The sequence below is a fragment of the Myxococcus sp. MH1 genome, from assembly GCF_059738865.1.
The window spans coordinates 3,624,338-3,647,879 of record NZ_AP026947.1; the positions used below are offsets into that span (position 1 = coordinate 3,624,338).

Genomic DNA, 23,542 nt, shown 5'->3' on the forward strand with positions numbered 1-23,542 from the left:
TAGATGACGTAGGCGGGGGACTCCGGCGAGACGAAGACCTCCGGGGCGTGCGTGGACCGGGTGGCCAGGTCCTGTGCCTCCTCATCCAGCAGCACGAGCCTCGCGCGTGACGCGGGCACCGAGGCGCGCAGCGTGGAGTGCGACAGGACGACGGGCGTCGCCGAGTCCTCGAGCATGAAGGCCAGGCGCTCGGCGGGGTAGTTCGGGTCCAACGGGAGGTAGGACGCGCCGGCCTTGAGTGACGCCAGCACGGCGACGGTCATGTCCAACGACTTGTCCAGGCAGATGCCCACGGGCACACCCGCCTCGACGCCGAGCGCGAGCAGCCGATGCGCGAGCTGGTTGGCACGGCCTTCGAGCTGCGCGTAGGTGAGCGCGCTCGTCCCATCGGTGACCGCGATGACGTCCGGCGTGAGCCTGGCGCGCGCGCTCACGGGCTCGTGGATGGGCGTGGCGGTGTGCGGTCCCTTCGCGGTGCTGTTCCAGTCGACCAGGAGCCTGCCGCGCTCCTCCTCGGCCAACAGCGGGGCGCTCCAGATGGACTGCTCGGGGCCGCCCACGACGGACGCGAGCAGCCGCGTCCAGTGCGACCGCATCCGCTCCGCCGTGCTCCGGTCGAACAGGTCCGTGTTGAACTCGAGCATGCCTCCGATGTCGTTGCCGGAGTCGAACAGGAGCAGGGACACGTCGAACTTGGCGGTGCCGCTGTCCACGTCCAGCGTGTCGGAGTCGCCGCCGTCGCCGCCGGTGCGCTCGTAGGTCTGGAGCGCGAGCAGGGCCTGGAAGAGCGGTGAGCGGCTCAGGTCGCGCTCGGGCCGCAGCTCCTCCACCAGCTTCTCGAAGGGCACGTCCTGATGGGCATAGGCCCCCAGCGTCGTGTCACGCACCTGCTTCAGCAGCTCACGGAAGCTCAGGCCGGGCGTGAGCCGGGCGCGCAGGGCGAGCGTGTTGACGAAGAACCCGACGATTCCCTCCACCTCGGACTGGTGCCGGTTGGCGATGGGCGAGCCGACGACGATGTCGTCCTGACCGGAGTAGCGGGCGAGCAGCACCTGGAAGGAGGCCAGCAGCGCCATGAACGGCGTGACGCCCTCGCGCTTGCACATCGCCTGGAGCCGCGCGGTGAGCTCGCGTCCGAGGCGCACGTTGAGCGTCGAGCCGTTCGCCGTCTGCACGGGCGGCCGGGGCCTGTCCGTGGGCAGCTCCAGCACCCGCGGCGCGCCCTCCAGCTGCGTCCTCCACCACCCGACCTGCCGCGCGAGCACCTCGCCCTGCAGCCAGCCTCGCTGCCACACGGCGTAGTCCGCGTACTGGTACGTCAGCGGCGGCAGCGGAGAGGGCTGCCCGCGCGCGAAGGCGTCGTAGAGCACGACAATCTCGCGCGAGATGATGCCGTTGGACCACGCGTCGGAGATGATGTGGTGCTGGGTGACGAGCAGCACGTGGCGCTCGTCGGACAGGCGCAGCACGGAGGCGCGGAGGAGGGGCGCCTGTCCCAGGTCGAAGGGCTTCTGGGCCTCGGCCGCGGCCAGCTCGAACGCCCGGGCCTCGCGCTCCGCTTCCGGAAGCGCGCTCAGGTCGACGATGGGGAGGCGGAGCTCCGCGTGCTCGTGGATGCGCTGGAAGGGCACGCCGTCCGGCTGCACGTGGAAGCTGGTGCGCAGGGCCTCGTGTCGTTGCACGAGCGCCTGGATGCCCTTCTCCAGCGCGTCCAGGTCCAACGCTCCGTCGAGGGGGAGCGCGGACGGCACGTTGTAGAACGGGCTGTCGGGCTGGAACCGGTCCAGGAACCACAGGCGCTGCTGCGCGAAGGACAACGGCAGCGGGGCGCCATCGCGCGGCACCAGGAGCAGCGGCGGACGCACCGGCCCCCTGCCCGCGAGCGCCATCGCGTCGAGCCGGGCGGCCAGGGTCTCGATGGTGGGCGCCTCGAACAGCTCCCTCAGCGCGAGCTCCGCCTGGAAGGCCGTGCGGATGCGCGACACGAGCTGCGTGGCCAGCAGGGAGTGTCCTCCCAGTGCGAAGAAGTCGTCGGTGACGCCGATGCGCGGGACGCGGAGGATCTGCATCCAGAGCGTGGCGAGCCGCTCCTCGGTGGGCGTCCGCGGCGGGACGAGCTCGGCGGAGGACGTCGGCGTGAGGACGGCCTCGGGCGGAGGCAGCGCCTTGCGGTCCACCTTCCCGTTCGCGGTGAGCGGGAACGCCTCGAGCCGCAGCAGGGACGACGGCACCATGAACTCGGGCAGTCGCGACTTGAGGAAGGCCCGGAGCGTGACGGCGTCGAGCTCGTCCGAGACGAAGTAGCCGACGAGGCGCTTGTCGCCGGGGACGTCCTCGCGGGCGATGGCCACGGCCTCGCGCACGGCAGGATGGGAGAGCAGCCCCGCCTCGACTTCGGACAGCTCGATGCGGAAGCCGCGGACCTTGACCTGCGCATCCGCGCGGCCGACGAAGTCCAGCGCGCCGTCCTGCCTCCAGCGCACCAGGTCGCCGGAGCGGTAGAGGCGCGCCCCGGGCACGGTGGAGAACGGGTCCGGGACGAAGCGCTCCGCGGTGAAGGTGGGCTGCCCGACGTAGCCTCGCGCGAGGCCGTCACCGCCGATGAACAGCTCCCCCGTCACGCCGACGGGCACGGGCTGCAGCGACGCGTCGAGGACGCGCAGGTGCGTTCCGTTCGTCGGACGGCCGATGGGGACGGAGACGCCGACGTCGTCGGGGCTCGCGACGGTGAAGGTCGTGGCGACGACGGTGATTTCGGTGGGGCCGTAGCAGTTGGTGACCTGGATGCCCCAGTCCGCCACGGCGCGGCGCGCGTTCAACGCGGAGACGACGTCGCCACCGGTGAGGAGGCGCTGAAGGCAGGCGGGCACGGGGAGGCGGCTCTCGACGAGCTGCGAGAACAGACCGCTGGTGGCCCAGAGCGTGGTGACGCCGTGGCGGGCGACAGTCTGGAACAGCTCCTCGAGCGACGGCGTCCTCGGCGGCAGGAGGGCCAGCCGCGCGCCGTGCAGCAGCGCGCCCCAGACTTCGAACGTGGAGGCGTCGAAGGAGATGGGCGCGAGCATCAGGTGCGTCTGCTCGGGCCCGAAGCGGGTGTAGTCGATGCCGACCAGTGTGTGGATGACGCCGCGATGGGTGCAGGCGACACCCTTGGGCCTGCCCGTGGAGCCGGACGTGAAGTCGATGTAGGCCAGCGAATGCGGGTGCGCGGCGGGCGCGAGCGGCGTGGAGGCGAGGCCGTCCAGCGGGGCCTCCTCGAGCAGCACGCACGTGAGCCCGTCTGCGGGGAGCAGGGAGCGCAGCGCGCCCGTGGTGACGAGCGCGTCGGGGCGCGAGTCCTCGAGCATCAAGACCAGCCGCTCCCGCGGATAGGACGTGTCGAGCGGGACGTAGGCCGCGCCGGCCTTGAGGATGGCGACCAGGGCGACGATGAGCTCGGGCGAGCGCTCCAGCGAGACGGCGACGCGGCAGTCGGTGGTGACGCCGAGCGAGCGCAGGTGCCGGGCGAGCTGGTTCGAGCGCTCGTCGAGCTGCCGGTAGGTGACGGTGGTGTCGCCGAAGAGGAGCGCGGTGGCGTCGGGCCGCTCGGCCGCCACGCGGGAGAAGACCTCCGGCAGCGTGACGTCCACCGGGACGCGGGCGGGCGTGGAGGCCCAGTCGACGAGGAGCCGACGGGACTCCTCCTCCGGCAGCATGGAGAGCGTGGCCAGGGGCGCGTCGGGCCGGGTGACGACGGCCTCGACGAGCACCTCGAAGTGCCGCGCCATGCGCGCGATGGTGGCGTGCTCGAACAGGTCCGTGTTGTAGGTCAGCGCGCCGAGGAACCCCTCGGGCCCGTCCACGAAGTTCAGCTCCAGCTCGAACTTGATGACGGTGTCCTTCACCTCCACGGGCTCGAGCGCCGTGTCCTGCTTCTGGGCGGAGGTGCCGGGCGTGTTCTGGAGCGCGAAGAGGACCTGGAACAGCGGGCTGCGGCTCAGGTCCCGGCGGACCTGGAGCTCCTCGACCAGCCGCTCGAAGGGGACGTCCTGGTGCGCGTAGGCGCCGAGCGCGTTCTCCTTCACCTGCCGGAGCAGCGTCAGGAAGGACGCCCGCGCATCCACGCGCGCGCGGAAGACCAGCGTGTTGACGAAGAAGCCGATGAGGCCCTCGAGCTCCGCGCGCTGACGGCCCGCGATGGGAGAGCCGACGGCGATGTCGTCCTGGCCCGTGTGCCGCGAGAGCAGCAGCTGCCACGCGGCGAGCAGCGCCATGAACGGCGTGGTCCCCTCGCGGTTGCACAGCGTCTTCAGCCGCCGGGAGACCTCCGGCTTCAAGGTGATGGGTGCCTGGCTTCCGTTGAACGTCTGCACCGGAGGCCGGGGCTTGTCGATGGGCAGCTCCAGCGGCGGCACTCCGCCCAGCCGTCCCCGCCACCACGCGAGCTGCTGCTCCAGCACCTCGCCCTGGAGCCAGTCGCGCTGCCACACGGCGTAGTCGGCGTACTGGAGGGCCAGCGGGGGCAGCGGCGACGGCAGCCCCATCGCGAACGCGCCGTAGAGCGCGCCGACCTCCTGGACGAGCACGCCCATGGACCAACCGTCGGAGACGATGTGGTGCATGTTGAGCGCGAGGATGCGCTCCGTCGGGGTCAGCTCCAGCACCAGCGCGCGCACCAGCGGCCCGGTGGAGAGGTTGAAGGGGCGCAGGTACTCCTCGTGGAGCAGGCGCTCCACCTCCCGCTGCTTCGCCTCGGCCTCCAGGGCCTTCAGGTCCACGTGCGTCACGGGCAGCTCGCCCTGCGGTGCGATGAGCTGGTAGGGCTCGTCGTTCTGCTGGAGGAACGTGGTGCGCAGCGCCTCGTGACGCCGCACCAGCTCGTCGAAGGCGCGCTGGAGCGCGGCGCGGTCCAGCGGTCCGTCCAGCCGGACGAACGACGGCATGTTGTACGTCGCGGTACCGGGCTGGAGCTGGTCGAGGAACCACAGGCGCTGCTGCGCGAAGGACAGCGGCAGGGGCCCGGAGCGCGGCACGGGGACGAGCGGAGGCGGCTGCCGCTTGCCCGACATCAGCAGCATCGTGTCGATCTGCGCCGCGAGCGCCGCGACGGTGGGCGCGCCGAAGACGGTGCGAAGCGGCAGCTCCACGCCGAGCGCGGAGCGCACGCGCGACACCACCTGCGTGGCGAGCAGGGAGTGCCCCCCGAGCGCGAAGAAGTTGTCGGTGACGCTCACGCGCGGCACGTGCAACACGTCCGCGAAGAGCGTCGCGAGCTTCTCCTCCAGCGGCGTGCGCGGCGGGGCGAAGGCGCCGCCGCGCAGGCTCTCCGCGTCCGGCGCGGGCAGCCGCTTGCGCGCGAGCTTTCCGCTGGGCGTGAGCGGGAGCGCCTCCAGCGCGACGAACGCGTTGGGCACCATGTACTCGGGCAGCCGCTCCTGCAGGAAGACGCGGAGGGCCTCGACGTCCGGCGCCGCGTCCGAGGCGGAGACGACGTAGCCGACGAGCCGCCGGTCCCCCGGGACGTCCTCGCGCACCACCACGGCCGCGTCACGCAGCCCCGGCGCGGAGCGCAGCACCGTCTCCACCTCGCCCAGCTCGATGCGGAAGCCGCGCAGCTTCACCTGCGAGTCCAGGCGGCCCAGGAAGTCGAGCGTCCCGTCCGCGCGCCAGCGAGCGGCGTCACCGGTGCGGTACAGCCGCGCGCCCGGCGTCCGCGAGAACGGGTCCGGCACGAAGCTGCGCGCGGTGACGTCCGCCTTGCGCTGGTAGCCATGCGCCAGGTGCTCACCGCCGACGTACACCTCACCGGCGACGCCCACGGGCACCGGCTGTCCCAGCGCGTCCAGCAGGTAGATGCGCGTGTGGCCCACGGGGCTTCCGACGGACGGCAGGGGAGGCCAGGCCGCGGGCTCGCCGCGCAGGCGGAACGCGGTGACGACGTGGGCCTCGGAGGGGCCGTACTGGTTCTCCAGGGAGCAGCCCGGGAGCTTCTCGAAGAAGGCCACGACGCTGGCGCTCACCTGGAGCTGCTCGCCGGCGGTGACCACCTCGCGCAGCGCGGTGGGAAGCGTGGCCCCGTGGGCGACGGCGTCCGCCATGGCCTGCAGCGCGACGAACGGGAGGAAGAGCCGCGCGACGCCCTGCTGGTGCATGAAGTCGAGCAGCGCGGGGATGTCCTGGCGCAGCGCCCCGGTGGGCAGGGCGACGGTGCCGCCCGTCCACCAGGTGGAGAAGAGCTCCTGCACGGAGACATCGAAGTTGAGCGACGCGAACTGGAGCGTCGTGGCCCCGGGCAGCGCCGACTGGCCCACCTGCCACGTCAGCAGCGAGCTCAGCGCGCGGTGGGGCATGACGATGCCCTTGGGCAGGCCCGTGCTGCCGGAGGTGTAGATGACGTAGACGGTGGCATCCACCGGGACGTCGATGCCGGGCGCGTGGCGCGGCTGCTGCCCGAGCGCGTCCGCCTCGTCATCCAGCGTGATGACGCGGGTGGACTCCAGGAAGGACAGGGCGGACTTCAGGCTCGAGTGCGTGAGGACCACGGGCGCGAGCGTGTCCGCGAGCATGTAGGCCAGGCGCTCGGAGGGGTAGGTCGGGTCCAGCGCCAGGTAGTTGGCCCCGGCCTTGAGCGTGGCCAGGACGGCGATGGCCATGTCGAGCGACTTCTCCAGGCAGATGCCGACGGTGCTCCCGGTCGCGACGCCGCGCGCGCGCAGGTGCCAGGCGAGCTGGTTGGCCCGCGTGTCCAGCTCCGCGTACGTGAGCGCGTGGGTCCCATCCGTGACGGCGACGGCGTCGGGCGTGCGGCGGGCCTGCGCCTCCACGGGGACGTGGATGGGCGAGGGCGTGAAGTCGCCTTTCGACGTGTCGTTCCAGCCGACGAGCAGCTGGTGGCGCTCGGCGTCCTCGAGCAGGGGCAGCCGGAAGACGGACTGGCCCGGCTCGCAGACGGCGGCCTCCAGCAGGCGCACCAGCCGCGTGGCCATCCGCTGGATGGTGGCCGTGTCGAAGAGGTCCAGGTTGTACTCGAACACCGCGTGGAAGGCGGTGCCGTCATCGGACATCAGCAGCGTCAGGTCGAACTTCGACGTGCCGCTGATGGCGTCCAGCGGGCGGACCTTCAGCGCGGAGCTCCCGTCGTCCTGGCCCACCGCCTTCGGCGTGTTGAGCAGGGCGAGCATCACCTGGAACAGCGGCGTGCGGCTCTGGTCCCGCTCCGGACGCAGCTCGTCCACCAGCTTCTCGAACGGGACGTCCTGGTGCGCGTACGCGCCCAGCGTCGTCTCGCGCACCTGGAGGAGCAGCTCGCGGAACGTCATGCCCGGCTTGAAGCGGGCGCGCAGCGCGAGCGTGTTGGCGAAGAAGCCGATGAGCCCTTCCAGGTCCGCGCGCGTGCGGTTGGCGATGGGCGAGCCGACGATGATGTCGTCCTGGCCGGAGTAGCGCGCCAGCAGCGTCTGGAACGTGGCCAGCAGCACCATGAAGGGCGTGACGCCCTCCTCGCGGCACAGCGCGTAGACGGCCGGCGCCAGCTTCTCCGGGATGTCCACGCGCAGCATGTCGCCGCGCAGGGTCTGGATGGGCGGGCGGGGCCTGTCGGTGGGCAGCTCCAGCGCGTGCGGCGCGTCGGCCAGCTGCGTGCGCCAGTACGCCAGCTGCGACTCGAGCACGTCCCCCGTCAGCCACCCGCGCTGCCACACGGAGAAGTCCGCGTACTGCACGGGCAGCTCGGGCAGCGGCGTTGGCTGTCCCCGCGCGAAGGCCAGGTAGAGCGCGGGGACCTCCTGCGTGAGCACGCCGATGGACCACCCATCCGAGATGATGTGGTGGATGACCATGAGCAGCACGTGCTCGTGTGCGTCCAGCTTCAAGAGCGTCGCGCGCAAGAGCGGTCCCGACGCCAGGTCGAAGGGCGTGCGCGCCGCCTGGTCCGCCAGGCGCTGGGCCTGGGCGTCGCGCTCCTCCGGCGACAGCGCGCGCAGGTCCACCACCGGGATGCTGAACGGCGCGGGCTCGGAGACCGCCTGCACGGGGCCTTCCGGCAACGCACGGAACGTGGTGCGCAGCGTCTGGTGGCGCCGCGTCAGCTCCGTGAAGGCGCGCTCCAGCAGCGCGTGCTCCAGCGGCCCGGTGAAGCGCAGTCCGTAGAACATGTTGTACGCGGGGCTGCCCGGCTGGAGCTGGTCCAGGAACCACAGCCGCTGCTGCGCGTAGGACAGCGGCGCGCCGTCGCCATGCCCCGTGGGGATGGGCCCCTCGCCCGCGCGCGCGGCGTCGAAGAGCCGGGCGGCGAGCGCCTTCGCGTGCGGCTCGCGCAGCAGCGTGTAGCCGTCACCCGGCGTCACCTCGAGCCGTGAGCCCTCCTCCGCCAGCACCGCCCAACCCCGGTCCTGCTCGGTGTCGCTGGCCCCGGTGGCCTCCGCGGCGCGGACCACGAGCGCGGAGCCGGGGAAGGGCTCCGGGACGTAGCGGCGGGCGGCGCGCAGGTGAGCGGAGAAGACCTTGAAGCGCGCGCGCAGGGACTCGATGGGCGTGCCCTCGGGCAGCAGCCCCGCGCCATGCAGGTGCGCGAGCAGGGGCTCCGGGTCCTTTCCCGTGGTGAGCGCCGCGGGCAGCTCCAGCGGAGCCAATCCCCCCTGGAGCGCCAGGTCCCTCGCGAACAGGGCCGCGTGGGCCGCGAGCGCGGTGGCGGACACGCTCCGGTCGGGTGCCGCGGGGGGCGGCTCGAGCAGCGTGAGCCGCGCGGCGTGCCCGTCGCGCTGGAGCAGGCGTGCCATCTCCCACGCGATGACGGCGCCCAGCGCCCAGCCCGCGAGGTGGTAGGGCCCCTCGGGCCGCTCGGCGCGCAGCGCCTCCACGTAGAAGACGGCCATCGCCTCCAGCGACTCCAGCGGGGCGCGGCCGTCGGTGAGGCCTCGCGCCTGGAAGCCCAGCACGGGCTGGGACGCGGGCGCGTGCCCGGCGAGCGCGGCGTAGCAGTCCAGCCGGCCGTCCAGCGGATGCACGAGGTAGAGCGGCGGAGTCTTCTCGTCACCGGCGCGCAGGACCACCAGCGGCGAGCCGGAGGCGGCCACGGGGGCGTCGGATGGGGTGACGGGGCCGACGGACGTCGGAGAGTCGATGCGCGTGCTCACGGATACTCCAGTGGATACATGGGCGCGGACGGCCAGAACCGCGACGTGCTCAAGACGGGGTGTTCCCCGTCGCCGAGAGCCTGTTCTCGGGCACGGCGTTGGCCGCGGGCGGTTCGGAAGGAAGCGTCGAGGCGAGCGGATGGGAGGGAATCACGTCCGGAAGCTCTTCCTGGACGCGCCGCGCGCGAGGGGACGAAAGCAGCAGGCCCACGGCGCACAACACCGTGAGGCCGATGACGACGAAGAGGAGCGCGATGCCGCGGCCGGGGCCGGTGCCCAGAAGGCGCCCCATGCTGTCCGCCAGCGCGCCGCCCGGAGCCATCCACGGCTCGAAGACACGGTCGGCCAGCGGACCCGCCACCAGCGTGACCAGCAGCACCGCGGACTGGCCCACCGTCTTTCGCAGCGCGGCCACCCGGCCCTGGATCTCCAGCGGCACCTTCGTCTGCCAGAGCACCTGCGAGTTGGCCGCGGTGAGCGGCATGGAGAACAGGAACAGCATCGCCGCCGTGGCGAGCAACGCAACGCTGGGGGGCAGCGCGGCCAGCAGCAACATCGTCGCGGCGATGAGCGGGAAGCCCGCCACGCCCCGCATGCGCTGCTTGGGGCCGCCCCACACGCTGGTGAGCACGCCCCCGGCCAGCATGCCCAGGCCGGACACGGAGCCGATGACGCCCAGGTTCTTCACGTCCGTGAAGCTCAGCACCAGCGGCGTGATGAGCAGCAGCACCAGCGCCATGCTCGCGTTGGTGAACGTGGTGAAACACAGCAGGTACGTCAGCCCCCGCCGCTCGCGCACGAAGCGCCACGCCTCGGCGAGCTCCGCGCGCATCGAGCGCTGGCCCGGAGCCCGCGCCGCGCTCGGCGGTGGTGACGGGAAGCGCACCGCGACGAGCACGCTCGCGGCGAACAGGAAGCTCAGCACGTCCATGAAGAGCACGCCGTGCAGGCCGATGCTGCCCACCAGCACGCCCGCGAACACCGGCGAGGCAATCTGGCTGATGGCCGCGCCCAGCTCCGCCAGTCCGCTGGCGCGCCCCAGGTGCCGCTTGGGGATGAGCAGCGGCGTCGTCGCCTGCCACGCGGGCCACCGGAACGCCGTGCAACAACCGCCCAGCAGGACGATGGGGTACATGTACCAGCTCTGGAACTTCAGCCAGCCGGCGTTGTCCGCCACCAGCAGCGTCCAGATGAGCCCCGTGGTGACGCCCGAGCCCACGTCGCTCCAGAGCATCGCCTTGCGCCGGTCCCACCGGTCCACCAGCACGCCCGCGAACGGCGACAACACCGCCAACGGCAGCGTCGCGCAGAACGAGATGAGCACGAAGCGCGTCGTGGAGCCGGTGAGCTGGTAGACGTACGCGCCCAGCGCGAACGATGTCAGCCCGGAGCCGAACAGGGAGACGAACTGACCCAGCCAGACCAGGGCGAACGTGAGCAGCGGGCGCGACGGTGAAGCAGGCGACGGGGCGGTCATTCGTCGAGGAGGAGCGAGCTGGGTTGCCTGGCCAGCTTCCCACGGGCCAGGGGCACGGCACAGGAACCGGGGTACTCTGCGATCAGCTTCACAGCCCTGACGCATTCTTGCAAACAGACTACCCGGACAGTCGCGCCGGCCCGCGTGGAAACACGGACGGTGCGTGTGGCCCGGGGGAGGTGGCGGGGGAGGGGGCCCTCGTTGCGAGCCGCCGGCCGCGCCTCAACTTCTTGGAACAGCAATCCGTTCACCCTCACCAGGAGGCCGTCGATGGCTCAGGCTGGCAAGGATGTCGAGACGCTCAATTCCTTCTTGCGGGGCGAGATTTCAGCGGTGGAGACCTACCGCCAGGCGATGGGGCACATCGAGCACGACGTGCGGCGGCGCACGCTCGAGGAGTGCCTGAAGGACCACGAGCAGCGCGTGGAGGCGCTCAAGGAGCGCATCCGGCAGCTCGACGGAGAGCCCGCGGAGGGCTCGGGCGTGTGGGGCGTCTTCGCGAAGGTGGTCCAGGGCGGCGCGGACCTCCTGGGCGAGGACAAGGCCATCTCCGCCCTGGAGGAGGGTGAGGACAAGGGCCTTCGCGACTACGAGCAGAACGCGGGCAAGGTCCACGGTGACTTGCGCCGCTTCGTGCGCATGGAGCTGTTGCCCAAGCAGAAGAGCACGCACAAGAAGCTCAGCCACCTGAAGCACACCCTGCACTGAGGCCTGGGGCGCCCCCCTCACCTGGGTCCGGGCCTGCGCGCGTCGCGGGTCCGGGCCCGCTTTTGTTGGGGCTCTCAACTTTCGGGAATGCCTGTGACCTTTTGAATGCCCGAACGGCCACGGACGTCGACGTCCGGGACGCACGTCGGGTGTCCTTCATGCCGGGTCGCGAGGCTCTTGGAGGTTGCCGACGGGGCGTGCGATAACCGGGGGTCCGCCGACGAGGCCGGAGGAGATGCATGTGGCTGGACGACAGCTCTTCGGAACGCGAACATTCCTCGTCGGAAGGCGCGCGGCGCGAGCACGAAGGAAGTGTTCAGCATGAGCCCCAGGAACCGGAGCCCTTGAAGATGGCCCAGGCCCCCGCGGTGCCGAAGGAGGGCAGCCACGCGGGCGCGCTGAGCGCGAGCTGCGAGGCGCTGTTCCGCTCCACCGAGCAGGCCCTTCCGTGGGCCTGGAAGCTGCTGCAGCTGGCCAAGGGCTCCGGCGCGCTGGCCGTCGAGGCGCGTGGCGCCGCGCTGGAGTTCCTGGACCGCATCCCTCCTCACGTCCGCCGCGGGGTCAGCGAGCTGCTCGCGTACAGCAACCTCTGGCAGGCCGTCTGCACGCGGCTGGGCCGCCCGGTGGCGCGCTCGACGGAGGAGCTGCTGCGCGAGCTGAACGAGGACCTGCAGCTGCTCTTGCGCGGGGCGCAGGCGCGGCTGGGCACCACCGCGGCGCTGGAGCAGGGGCTGCTGTTGCACCTGGGGCGGCTGCGCGAGTCGCGCGGCAAGGAGCCCTCGGCGGCGCTGGAGCTGAGGGCGTCGCTGGATGCCTTCACGCACGCGGTGACGCAGGTGATGTCCTCGGCGAGCGCCTACCGCCGGGCGTGGGAGGCCGCGCAGGCGGAGCTGACCGAGTCGGCGGAGTGGCTCGGTGCTGGAGACCCGGGCTTCTGCGCGTGGCTGGCCGAGCACCTGTCGGCGTCGGTGCCCGCGTGGCGGGAGGCGCACGCGTCCAGCCGCCTGTTGCAGGAGCTGGGCGCGCTGTCCGGCCCTCCGTAGCCGAGCCTAGACCTCCACGAGGATGCGGTGCCGGTAGAGCTCCAGCAGCACGTCCTCGGACAGGTCCGCCTGCTTGTGCTCGCGCAGGTGGTGGCGCACGGCCTCCACGCTCTGTCGCCCGGTGAACTCCACGAGCAGTCCGTAGGCCTCGCCGGGCAGGGCCACGGCGTCGAAGTCGCTGTACGCGCCCAGGGCCACGCTGCCGTCGGGCATCCACTGCACGGTGGCGTCCGCGTTGAACTTGAGCGTGCGAGGCAGCTGGGAGGACACGGCGGTGCCCAGGTGCGCCTCCAGCGCCTTGAGCTCGATGAGGCCGTCCAGGCCGAGCAGCTTGTCGAGCCCCGCGGCGTCCAGCCCGCGCACCAGCCGGTGGCACTCGCGGTAGTAGTCCACCTCCAGCCCCACGTAGCCCTTCCACAGGTCCGCGTAGGCGCGCGCGGGAGGTGGCGCGTCGTCCAGGTCCTCGACGGCGAGCGGTGAGGGCTGCAGCTCCGGGCGGTCCTTGCCGGACAGGATGTAGTCGGGCAGCAGCTGGAGCGTCGTCCAGCGCGACAGCTGGATCTCCGTCAGCGTCAGGTACGTCTTGAGGGACATGTAGAACCTGCGGCCGTCCGCGCCCGCCACGTACTTGCAGAAGAACGTGGAGCACACCGCCTCGCGGTAGGGCCAGATGGTGCAGCCGCCGCTCTGCTGCGCGTAGTAGGGGCAGCGCAGCGACGCGGCCCGGCCGAAGAACTGGGTGCCGTTCTTGTAGAGGAAGTTGAACTTGGCCGGGGGCTTCACCCACTGCGGCGTCACGCCGATGCGCGCGGCGATGCGCGCCTCCATGCGCGAGCGGCCCTCGGACAGCTCCGGCCGCTCATCCGACAGGAGCGCGCCCACCAGGTAGTTGGGCAGGCGCGGGAAGTAGGTGCAGCACTTGGTGTCGGGGCGGAACAGGCGGCTGACGCCGTCCACGGCCTCCACGCTGCCCTGGGCGGAGCCCTCGCACATGGCGCAGTTCGAACAGGTGGCCTTGGTCTCCTCGGGGACGTCCTGGCGGAAGAAGCCGGGGAGCAGCTCGCGGTAGAGCTCGGGGAGGGAGTCGAGGAGGCGGGGCATCGAGGGGCTCGGGGAAGGAGGTCAGCGAGCGGAGGGGTCGTACCACTCGAGCCGATAGGTACAGGAGTCCTCGTCGTGACGGGTGCGGGAAATGGTCAGCCCCCGGACACCGATGCGATGCAGCCCCTCCTCCAGCACACCCTCGACGAAGCCCTCGGTGGCCGCGGGCTCGTTGAACCAGAGGTCCGCGGTGGTGGGGTTCACCACCGTGACGCGGGTCTCGGTGAAGTTGTTGCCGCTCCTGAAGTTGTGCGTCATCCGGCCCAGCGAGCGCATGGGGCCCAGCACGCGCGCCAGGGTGAGCACCGCCGCGCCCATGACGGTCTGCGCGTAGCCTTCAATCATGCGCCGCGCGAGCAGCCGGCGCGCCTCCTCGAGCGTCCGGTCCGGATGGAGCGCGCGGGCCACCGTGTCCAGGCAGCGCACCCAGACGGCGTGGGGATAGGCGGCCTGGAGCGGGCCGTCCAGGTCCATGCCCATCTCCCGCAGCTCGTTGCGAAGGTCGTAGGACAAGTCCTTGTCGAGGGTCTTCAGATACAGGCTGTCCACCGTGTTGCCGAAGATGACGCGCTCCTGGCTCATGCGCTTTCCCCCAAGGTCGCCGGCCACCCACCGGCGCGCGCGCATTCTCTCCGGAGCCGACCTCCCAAGGCCAGTCCTGTCGGACGTGCCCCGCACGGTGGGGCTCCGAGGAGGGGGCAGACCGCGACGGGCCTCGGGACAGGTGATCGCGCCCCGGCGACGCTCCTGGATGTGACGGAGGGCGTCATCGAAAGTGTGTCACGCCATCGCAAGGTGTGTCTGTCCGATGGAGTCCTGGATGGGCGTCCGTGGTGTGGTTTGGATGTTATGTGATTCCCCTTATTGGTCGGGTTGAAACTGTATGGCATACAGGGTTCGAGCGCTCGAATGTCTGGCGTTCTGGGGACGGATTCCGCTCAGTCGTGGACTTCGAGTCGGGTCGTCCCTCCTCCCTCACGAAAGGATGCCCCCGTGACGAAACACGATGCCGTCGTTCGTTGGGCCATGCTCCTGGGACTGCTGGTGTTCGCCAGCCCAGGCGTGGTGATGGCGCAGCCGCTCCCTCCCTTCAAGGAGGTGCACGTGGTCTTCCTGATTGACCGCAGCGGGTCGATGCAGACCGTGCGCTCGCTGGACAACCGGCAGCGGTTCGCGGTGGGCATGCAGATGGCCAGGGAGGCCGTGGAGGCGGGTTCGTCGCTGCCGCGATACATGGCGGTCTGGTCGTTCGAGAATAATTCATATCAGGTGCATCAGGATTTCACGACGGAGCCCCAGCTCATCTTCAATGCCTTGAGCGCCTTGCAGGCGGGAAGTGGGACGACCCCGCTGGCCTACTCGGCCTGCGAGGCGGTGAACAAGCTGAGAGGGTTTCGTACGAATGTCTTCGCGCAGAAGCGAATCGAGCTGAGCTCCGACGGCCAGGAGAATGACAGTCCCATTGGCTCCGAGTGCCAGGGCTCGGACAGCCCCGCGATGGACCCCCAGTCCTGGCAGTGGAAGGTGAGGAACAAGCTGCGGACCGGAAATGCCCAGAACACCAACGTGCCTCCGACCGGCTATGAGATTGTTTCTCATATCACCTTCTTCGGGAGCTTCCTGACTCTTCGGGATGGCGGCTCGGAGGTGGTCCCGGAGGTCTCGCGGGACGGGAGGCTTGTCGCGGATGCGAGCATTCCCGCTCCCACTGGCGGCCCGTTCGTCAGGTACCTGCGCACCATCGCCGAGGAGTCCGGTGGGCGGCTCACGGTCGTCGAGGACAACCAGCCGGTTCCCGCGCTCGGCGACGTCGACCGGAACGGCTGTGTCAACAACGTGGACCTGGACCTGGTGCTCGCCAACTTCGGGAACACCGTTCCGCCTGGGGACAAGCGGGCCGACATCAACGGTGACTTCATCGTCGACTACAACGACTACTCCATGGTCATCGCTCAGTGGGGGATGGGCGGTCGGTGCAACGTGACCTTCTGACCTGAGACCTCGGGGCGCGGACCCGGCCGGCTGTTTCGTGCCGGGTCCACGCCGGGGCTGACTATTCTGGCACGCCGCCCGTGGGGAGCCAGGGCTGAGGGCTGGCCCCGCAGCCTCGGCCCAGATTGCCCAGGACGATGCTGTAGTCGGTGAAGTCCACGACCTTGTCTCCGTTGAAGTCGGCCTTGGGGTCTCCAGGGGGGATGCTCAGCCCGTAGTTTGCGAGCATGAGGTAGTAGTCCTTCGAGTCGATGCACCCGTTGCCATCCGTGTCACCCGGGATGGGAAGCGGTCGTGAGTCCTCGATTGGCATGTATTGACCGCCCGAGTCGCGCGACAACCCCCGGAGCAGGACGAGGAAGGGGGATTCGAGCGGGTCCGCGAAGGGCGACAGGTTGAGGTGGTTGTAGAAGACGTCCGCGTCGAACACGAGCTGGAAGGGATTCGGGCTGTCGCGCAGCGGGTCGCCCGTCTTGAGCATGTTGCGGACCTTCCACTGCCACGAGCCCTCCTCCAGGTCCGGGTAGCGCTTGTTGCTGGACGGCCCGTAGCACAGCGAGTCTTCGGGCGTGCTGTTCTCCTCTCCGTCGGAGATGAGGTGGACCACCTTGCGTGCGTCCACGCCGGGCTCGAACTGGAGCAGCTCGTCCGCGGCATCGCAGACGGTCACCGCCAGCGGCGTGGCCCCCAGGCCCGAGGTCAGGTTGTTCAGCGTCGTCACCGTCGACGCCCCGTCCATGAAGCCCTGCTCACGGCGGTAGGTGGCCCCCTCGAACGTCCACACGGCGAAGCGTCGCGGCAGGACATTGGGCGTCTGCACGAAGTCGCGTCCCCGCGTCACGGCCTCCACGAAGCGCGTCTGGCCCGAGGCGCGCGTCGTGAGCATGGAGCCGCTGCGGTCGATGAGGATGATGACGTGCTCCTCGGTGAAGGCCCGCGCGTCGGCGCCGCCCAGCAACACCAGGGCGAGTCCGCTGGCCGCGAGCGCTCGAGGCGCCCGCCCGTTCAGTCTTCGAGGCAACATGGGTGTCTCCTAGTCGGGTGCTGCGGAAGGGACCCAACGGCCGTCCCGTGAAGCGTGGCGCCTCAGAACATCTCCACCTGCGTGGGAATGAGGCGGTCATCCCGCGTGCCGTCCCCCAACTGGCCCTCGCCGTTGTATCCCCACGCCCACGCCGTCCCGTCCGAGCGCAGCGCCATCGAATGGTGGTCCCCCGCGATGATGGCCACCGCGTTGCTCATCCCCGCCACCATCACCGGCACGTGGCGGTTCTCCAGCAGCCCATCTCCCAGCTGGCCGTCGAAGTTGAACCCCCACGCGCGCACCGTGCCGTCCGAGCGCAGCGCCAGCGAGTGGAAGTTCCCCGCCGCGATGGAGACGACGCCCGTCAGGTTCGACACCGGCCCGGGCGCGTTGAGGTTCAGGGTCGAGCCATTCCCCAGCTGCCCCGAGCCGTTGTAGCCCCAGGACCACACCGTGCCGTCCGAGCGCAGCGCCAGCGAGTGGTAGCCCCCCGCGATGATGCTCGTCACTCCGGTGAGCCCCACCACCTGCACCGGGACGATGTGCCAAGCGTTCGTCCCGCTGCCAATCTGTCCGTCGAAGTTGTAGCCCCACGCCCACACGGTGCCGTCCGAGCGCAGTGCCATGGAGTGGCTGTGGCCCGCGGCGATGGCCGTCACGCCAGTCAGCCCCGTCACCCGCACGGGCACGTTGCGGTCCGCCGTGGAGCCATCCCCCAGCTGTCCGTAGCGGTTGAAGCCCCACGCCCACACCGTGCCGTCGTTGCGCAGCGCCAGCGCGTGCAGGGCCCCGGAGGAGATGGCGGAGATGCCCGTGAGGTTGGAGACCCGCACGGGCTGCGAGCGGTCCACGTTGCTGCCGTCGCCCACCTCGCCCCGGCTGTTGACTCCCCAGGCCCACACGGTGGTGTCTGCCTTGAGCACCACGGTGTGCTTGTCGCCCGCGGCCACGGACACCGCGCCTGACAGCCCCATGAGGGCGGGCGTCAGCCGGTCCGCGCCCGTGCCGTTGCCCAGCTGGCCGCTCTCGTTGTCGCCCCAGCTCCAGACATTCCCGGACGCGTCCAGGTAGACGGAGTGCAGCTGGCCCGACGTGACACCCGGGTTGCCCAGCGTCTGCGTCGTCCCCACGCGCACCGGCGACATGCGCGGCTGGAAGGTGCTGTCACCCAGCTGGCCGAACGCGTTGTCGCCCCAGGCCCACACGGTGCCGTCCGCGCGCAGCGTCAGCGAGTGCTTGAAGCCCGCCACCAGCGTGACGCCGCCCGTGAGCCCCGCGAGGATGGGCACCCGGCTGCTCGTCAGCGTCCCGTTGCCGAGCTGCCGGTAGCGGTTGTCGCCCCAGGCCCACACCGCGCCGTCCGAGCGCACCGCCAGCGAGTGGTAGTTGCCGGCCACCACCGCCATCACCTCCGTCAGCGGCACCTGGACGGGCGCGGTGCGGTTGCTCACCGTGCCGTCTCCCAGCTGCCCGGTGGCGTTGAGTCCCCAGGCCCACGCCGTGCCGTCCGAGCGCAAGGCCACGCAGTGTGACGCGCCCGCGGACACCGTCGCCACGCCCGTCAGGCCGAGCACCTGGGCGGGCTGGCCGCGCGTCGTCACCGTGCCGTCGCCGAGCTGACCGCTGCGGTTGTCGCCCCAGGCCCACACGGTGCCGTCCGCGCGCAGCGCCAGCGAAGTGTTGCCGCCGGCCGCCACCGCGATGACCTCGCGCAGGCCGGGGACCTGGATGGGCAGCGAGTTGCTCGTCGCCGAGTGGGGACCGACCTGCTTGTAGCGGTTGTCACCCCAGGCCCAGACGGTGCCGTCCGAGCGCAGCGCCACGGAGTGCGAGAAGCCCGAGCCCACCGAGAGCACACCCGTCAGGGACTGGACCCGCACCGGCTGCACGCTCGCGCTGGTCGTCCCCGTGCCGAGCTGTCCGGAGTAGTTGTCGCCCCAGCCCCAGACGGTGCCGTCCGAGCGCAGCGCCAGCGAGTGGTAGTCCCCCGAGGCCACCGCCACCGCGTCCGTGAGCTGGCTCACCTGCACCGGCGTCGGGCTGTCGGTGAGCTGGCCGTTGCCCAGCTGTCCCTGGCGGTTGTAGCCCCAGGCCCACACGGTGCCGTCCGAGTGCACGCCCACCGAGTGGTATTGGCCCAGCGACAGGCGCGACGCGGAGCTCCGGCCGGCGAGCGGCACGCGCACCTGGCTCAGCGCGGGGGCCGGCGCCATCGCCCACTCGCCGCAGCCCGCGAGGAGCCACAGCGCCAGGACGGCGCACCACCGGACGGAACTGCTCCACGTCGCGTTGCGGAACATGCGCGAACCTCCCCGACAAAGGCCGTCAGCGACGGCACCAGGACCTGCTTGCGGAAACTCCTTCAACCCTCCACCCCCCCACCGAGCGACGAGCGCCCGCAGCTCCGAGGGGCGCGCCATGCGGTGTCGCGGAACCTGCGCGAACGTCCCCCACAAAGGCCGTCAGCGACGGCACCAGGACTTGCCTTCGGTGTCCTTGCAGCCGTCCACCACCCACCGAGCGACGAGCGCCCGCAGCTCTGGCGGCAGCTCCACGCCCGCCATGGGCATGCCGGGCGAGGCGGCCACCAGGCCGTGCTCGGCCTCCAGCGCGCGCGTCTCCAGCCGCCGCCAGAACTCCTCGCCGGACTTCTTCTTCAGATAGGTCTTCAGCCCCTGTGCATCCGCCGTGAAGGCACTGGCGGCGCGAGGGCTCGTCGCGTGGCAGTGCACGCATGTGGCGTCCCGGAAGAACGGGCCCCAGAGGTACGCGAGCATCGTCGGAGGCACCGGGCCCGGCGCGGCGGCCTGCTTCACCGCGAGGCCCGTGACGCGTGCATCCAGCTCGCGCTCCTTCTCGCGCCGCTGCTCGTCGAACAGGCGATGCAGCAGCTTCGCCTCGTCGAGCGTGAGCGGCACCTCCGGCATCTGCCGCCCCTGGCGAGCGTGGGGCGAGGGCTCGCGGCAGTACTCGTACGTCCACTCGGGCGTGTAGAGCCCCAGCGACACGCCGTCGCGTCCGGAGAGCGGACGGGGGCCGGTGTGGCACGCGGCGCAGCGCGCCTTCCACAGCGCGTCGGCGGCGGGGCGCTCGTGCGGCGTCAACCTGGCCAGCGGCGCCTCCTTCGCCGGCAGGCGCACGGCCAGCAGCGCGGCGATGTCCTGGACGTCGCCCGGGCGGAGCGCGGGGTAGGCCATCATCCGGGGGGCGCGGCTGCCCTCCTTCTGCGAGAGCGTGCTCGGCCGCCTGAGGAACGCCGCGAGGCCCCGCGCGGAGATGCGCGGCACCGCGTGTCCGGGCTCCTCGAGCAGCTCCGGCGCGTTCATGTACGACAGCGGCGTGGTGGCCAGGTGGGCGAGCTTCTCCTCGCGCACCGGCACCGCGAAGTAGCGCGGGTCCGGCTCGCGCTTCTGGCGCTTGCGGGCCACGTCGTTGATCTCCGCGTGGCAGCCGTAGCACTGGCTGTCGGTCCACCGGCCCAGGCCGTTGGCGAAGCGCGTCTGGGGCTCGGTGCGCTGGGACGTGTGGCACCCGGTGCACTCCTGGGCCACCCCGCCTCGCGCGGACGCGGACGCCATCCCCGCGAGCAGCACCAGCGCGAGCACGGCCAGCCGCCTCACGGCGCCAGCTCCGCCGGCTGCGTGAGCCTCACGCGCGAGACGTCCTCGGACTCCCATCGCGCGATGTCCTCCACCACCTGGCCGAAGTCCGAGGCCGTGGCGCGCTCCGCGTCCGGCTCACAGGCCCGGTAGGCGCCCACCAAGGCGAAGCCGGACACGGACCACGTGGGCTCCACGGAGCCCGTGGGCCGGGGCAGCCGGGTGACGATGCAGCGCTGGAGCTTCGCGCGGCGTTGCCGCGGCGTCTCGCCCTCGTCGGGGTCGTCCTTGCCCGAGCACGCCATGCCGCCCACGAGTCCCATCAGGACCCAGACCCATCGTGTCTTCATGAAAAGCTCCCGAGCCGGGAGCGTCATGGCCCACGCCATGTCCGCCCCCGGCTGCCGATGTGAGGGTTCGAATGTCCGGGCGCGGCGTCTCAGCCGTGCTCGAGCGCCAGCGGCGCGGGCGTGCAGATGGCCGAGGAGCTCCCGGCCACCGCGGGTGTCATCGTCGCCGTCTGGGCGGCGAGGTCCAGCGTGAAGGCCTTCACATACGTCTCCCAGCCCACCTGAGGGTCCGTGGTGACGAAGAGCGAGGGATTGGTCTGCGCGAGCTTCGCGGACTCGAAGAGCACGTCCCAGCTGTTGCCCGTCACGCCCCCGGTGGGCTGCGACTGGAGCGCGCCGTTGGTCACCAGCACCTGGTTGATGCCCGGCACGTTGAGCAGCGGGCTGGAGGGCGCGCACAGCGGCACGTTGACGCGCAGGGTGATGACGGGGTTGGCGGCGATGTGGGCGCGCACCATGGCCTCGTCCGCCGGCAGGAAGTGGACGCTGATGCCACACACGAGCGGGTAGTTGCCGCCCACGGCCTTCGGCTTGTAGCTGGCGGGGATGCCGGGGAGCAGGTCGATGATGGCCTGCGTCGGCTGGCAACCGGTGGCGGGGAAGGTGGGCAGCAGGCGCGCGTCGGTGATGCCGTGACGGCTGATGAAGCCGTTGTACAGGTTGAGCGTATGGGCGGTGGGGTGCAGGTTCACGAACAGCCGCCGCATGCCGCCCACCGTGGCCACGGAGTCCGTCGCGACCTGGGCGTACTGCGTATAGAAGATGGGACCGCGGTTCATGCCCATGTACGGGATGAACACCATCTCCGACTCGCGAAGGGTGCGCGCGTAGTCGAGCGGGGGCGTGTCCGTCTGGGCCTGGGCGGGGGCTGCCGCCAGACACAGGGCGAGCGTGAGACAGAGCGAGAGCAATCGCATGGGTGCAGGGCCTGGGGTGAGGATGGAAAGGGGGGGCGGAAGCCGCCAGGAAGGTGGCCTCCGCCCCGGAGTCGAATCAGCGCCAGCGACGGATTACGGCTGGCCCAGCAGCGCGCGGCAGCCCGCGTCGTTCATGTTCCAGTTCACGCGGCCCATCTCGAAGCCATCCATGAGGCAGGTGACGTTGAGGTTGGTCTTGACGGTGAAGTCCGTGGGACCCGGGTTGTACTGGATGTAGACGACCTCGTTGCGCTCCAGGATGAGCTTCTCGTAGTTGGCGCGCATGGTGAAGATGGAGTTGGTCTGGTTGGAGACCTGGCCGTTGACCGGCGTGGTGTAGCGGCGCACCTCGTTGAACAGCTCGTCCTGGAGGCGGGCCTGGACGGCGTTCACGACGTTGATGAAGTTGGCGTCATTGGGCGCGGTGGGGCCCCACTGGCCGTTGCTGCCGAGGTACTCGATGCGGATGCCGCAGGCGTTCTCCGCGGAACACGTCACCAGGCGCTCGAAGAAGGCGCGAACCTCGATGTCCACGCAGGAGCTCAGGTGGAAGGCCGCGAACGCGCTGGCCTGCTCGAACAGCGAGCGCCAGTTCACCGTGAAGCGCGCCTGACGGGTGAGGTTGTGCGTCTTGATGTCCCAGTCGATCTGCGCCGTCATGATGTTGTCCCACTGGGCGCCGGTGGCCATCAGCGCGCGCAGCTGCGGCGTCCAGCCGGGCAGGGTGGTCGCCTGGAAGGCGATGTCCTGCGCCACGACGCTGCCGCTGACGGCGGGCAGCGTGTTGAACTTGTACATCACGTTGGTGTTGATGTCGTACGGCTGGGACGGGTCCAGGTGCGTGAAGCACACGGGGACGCGCACCTCACGGCCGTTGACGACGAGGATCTCGAAGTCGCAGTCGACCTCCACGCGACCGTTGACGGGCGCGTAACCGGACAGCACGAACTGCGTGGTGGAGCGGTTGGCCGGGGCCGGGGCGATCTGGAAGCCCAGCGCGGCGGCCTCCGTGGACAGCCGGTTCAGCGCGCCCAGGTCACTGGTGGTGGAGAACGAGCCACCCAGGTTCGCCAGCTCCAGGCCCGCGAAGTAGCCGAAGATGGGGATGAAGGAGGTGATCTGGAAGCGGGGGATGGGGTTGGTCGTCTGGGGCGACTGCACGGCCACGCCGCCGCGGCGCGGGACGTAATAGACGAGGTTGTTGTTGTCCGTGTCACCCAGCAGGGTGAACGCGTCCTGGACCGTGGGGGAGAAGTACTGCGCCATGGGCTTGGCGGACGGGGACATGGGCGCCGCGAGCGCCTGCGTCGCGGTGAGCGAGAGCGCCGCGGCCGCGGTGGTAGCGAGAAGCTTCTTCATGGATTGCATTCCTTTTGCGTGGCGTGAGGAATAGAGGGCGCACCCGTCCCGTGCCTGCGTGCCATGGGCGCGCAAGCCGCGTGCTGGCGTCGCGGTCACCCGCCCGTCACCGAGCAGGCACCGAAGCCGGGCCAGGTGCTGTGTGGCTGGATTCCCCCCTCTGTCCAGACGGGGTGCTTCTTCCTGGACAAACCCATCCTACCGATTGCGGGTGTGACTGCCAGTGCGGGTTGGGTTAAAGCGACTTTGTCGTTCAATGTTGTTTTGTCAGTGAAATCTAGTTTGATTTTGTTTGGGTTTCCCGAGGGGTCGGCGCGAGCCTCGGGGGCGACACGTCACACGCGCGTGAAGCCTGTCGTTCTGATGCAAGTGCTTGGATGGGATGTCTGCGTGGAAACCGCACGTCGGTGTGCGTCGTGTCCTGGCGCGGCGGGTGACACACCCGTGCGCGGCGCGAAAGACGGACCCGGAGCCTTCCTGGCAGGGACGTGGGAGGGCGTCCGGGTGGACGGTCCACGCGGGCCGCTGGGAGCGGAAGTGTCCCGTCCCGCTGCGCCCGGCTGGAGACCTTGGGGGCGGCCCGCGCTGTGCGTGTGGCGGGCTGGGACTCGGTGAGGTGCTGGTCGCGGTTCCCTGCCGGCGATGAAACGGGGATGAGGGCGTGAGTCCTTCACCACCCGTATGAATGCGGGGTGTGTCTCGACATGAGGACGTGCGACAGAATCCCGTTGGCGGGAAGTGTCCGGTACACTCCACGGCCAATGCAGTGGGTCACCTCGCCGGTGCGCTTGCGCGGGACACGTGCCATGGACGGCTCTGGTTCCTTTCCTTCGTTCGCTGTTCACCGTGCCGGGGACAC

The 23,542-nt window shown here is 70.7% G+C and carries 12 protein-coding genes and 1 pseudogene (1 of these 13 only partly in view); 3 read left to right on the forward strand and 10 right to left on the reverse strand.

Going from position 1 to position 23,542, the window contains the following annotated elements; translation table 11 throughout:
• Both AC6JA9_RS14470 and AC6JA9_RS14475 read right to left on the reverse strand, forming a co-directional pair.
• Positions 1-9,113, reverse strand: partial view of a non-ribosomal peptide synthase/polyketide synthase gene (locus AC6JA9_RS14470; protein ID WP_497959955.1) — the beginning only. Its footprint begins 24,472 nt before the window's first position; the window shows 9,113 of its 33,585 coding nt (coding positions 1-9,113); it begins with the start codon at positions 9,111-9,113; its stop codon lies off the left edge, out of view.
• Positions 9,114-9,162: 49 nt separating this feature from the next.
• Positions 9,163-10,590, reverse strand: a complete 1,428-nt coding sequence (locus AC6JA9_RS14475; protein ID WP_223783163.1) for an MFS transporter — start codon at positions 10,588-10,590, stop codon at positions 9,163-9,165.
• A gap of 270 nt (positions 10,591-10,860) precedes the next feature.
• Here AC6JA9_RS14475 and AC6JA9_RS14480 point away from each other — a divergent pair, with 270 nt between their 5' ends.
• The gene (locus AC6JA9_RS14480) at positions 10,861-11,298 is read left to right on the forward strand and encodes a DUF2383 domain-containing protein (RefSeq protein ID WP_046712600.1); all 438 of its coding nucleotides are present in this window, start codon (positions 10,861-10,863) and stop codon (positions 11,296-11,298) included.
• Between the two features lie 350 nt (positions 11,299-11,648).
• A complete protein-coding gene (locus AC6JA9_RS14485) occupies positions 11,649-12,341 on the forward strand; it encodes a hypothetical protein (protein WP_223746904.1) in 693 nt (230 codons plus the stop codon).
• 6 nt (positions 12,342-12,347) lie between these two features.
• Here AC6JA9_RS14485 and AC6JA9_RS14490 read toward each other — a convergent pair whose 3' ends face one another.
• Both AC6JA9_RS14490 and AC6JA9_RS14495 read right to left on the reverse strand, forming a co-directional pair.
• Positions 12,348-13,442 (reverse strand): hypothetical protein, encoded by a 1,095-nt coding sequence (locus AC6JA9_RS14490; RefSeq protein WP_248546433.1) that lies wholly within the window; start codon positions 13,440-13,442, stop codon positions 12,348-12,350.
• A 21-nt stretch (positions 13,443-13,463) separates the two neighbouring features.
• On the reverse strand, positions 13,464-14,024 hold the full coding sequence (locus AC6JA9_RS14495) for a DUF2378 family protein (protein ID WP_223783162.1): 561 nt from the start codon (positions 14,022-14,024) through the stop codon (positions 13,464-13,466).
• Positions 14,025-14,510: 486 nt separating this feature from the next.
• On the opposite strand from AC6JA9_RS14495, the pseudogene AC6JA9_RS14500 reads away from it, so the two are divergent.
• Positions 14,511-14,789, forward strand: a pseudogene (locus AC6JA9_RS14500) (VWA domain-containing protein); the annotation flags it as partial.
• Positions 14,790-15,495: 706 nt separating this feature from the next.
• On the opposite strand, the gene AC6JA9_RS14505 reads toward AC6JA9_RS14500, so the two are convergent.
• The 6 genes from AC6JA9_RS14505 to AC6JA9_RS14530 all read right to left on the reverse strand — a co-directional run bounded on the left by AC6JA9_RS14505 (position 15,496) and on the right by AC6JA9_RS14530 (position 22,683).
• Positions 15,496-16,458, reverse strand: a complete 963-nt coding sequence (locus tag AC6JA9_RS14505) for a VWA domain-containing protein (RefSeq protein WP_497959957.1) — start codon at positions 16,456-16,458, stop codon at positions 15,496-15,498.
• A gap of 62 nt (positions 16,459-16,520) precedes the next feature.
• Positions 16,521-18,758 (reverse strand): RCC1 domain-containing protein, encoded by a 2,238-nt coding sequence (locus tag AC6JA9_RS14510; protein ID WP_483577551.1) that lies wholly within the window; start codon positions 18,756-18,758, stop codon positions 16,521-16,523.
• A 162-nt stretch (positions 18,759-18,920) separates the two neighbouring features.
• Positions 18,921-20,078 (reverse strand): hypothetical protein, encoded by a 1,158-nt coding sequence (locus AC6JA9_RS14515; protein WP_497959959.1) that lies wholly within the window; start codon positions 20,076-20,078, stop codon positions 18,921-18,923.
• Complete coding sequence (locus AC6JA9_RS14520) at positions 20,075-20,407, reverse strand: hypothetical protein (protein WP_223746492.1); 333 nt, start codon at positions 20,405-20,407, stop codon at positions 20,075-20,077. The genes AC6JA9_RS14515 and AC6JA9_RS14520 overlap by 4 nt, the downstream gene beginning before the upstream one ends.
• Before the next feature lie 89 nt (positions 20,408-20,496).
• A complete protein-coding gene (locus tag AC6JA9_RS14525) occupies positions 20,497-21,324 on the reverse strand; it encodes a hypothetical protein (protein ID WP_223746493.1) in 828 nt (275 codons plus the stop codon).
• Between the two features lie 93 nt (positions 21,325-21,417).
• Positions 21,418-22,683, reverse strand: coding sequence for a hypothetical protein (locus tag AC6JA9_RS14530; protein WP_141332117.1), 1,266 nt, complete (start codon positions 22,681-22,683; stop codon positions 21,418-21,420).
• Positions 22,684-23,542: the final 859 nt, after the last annotated feature.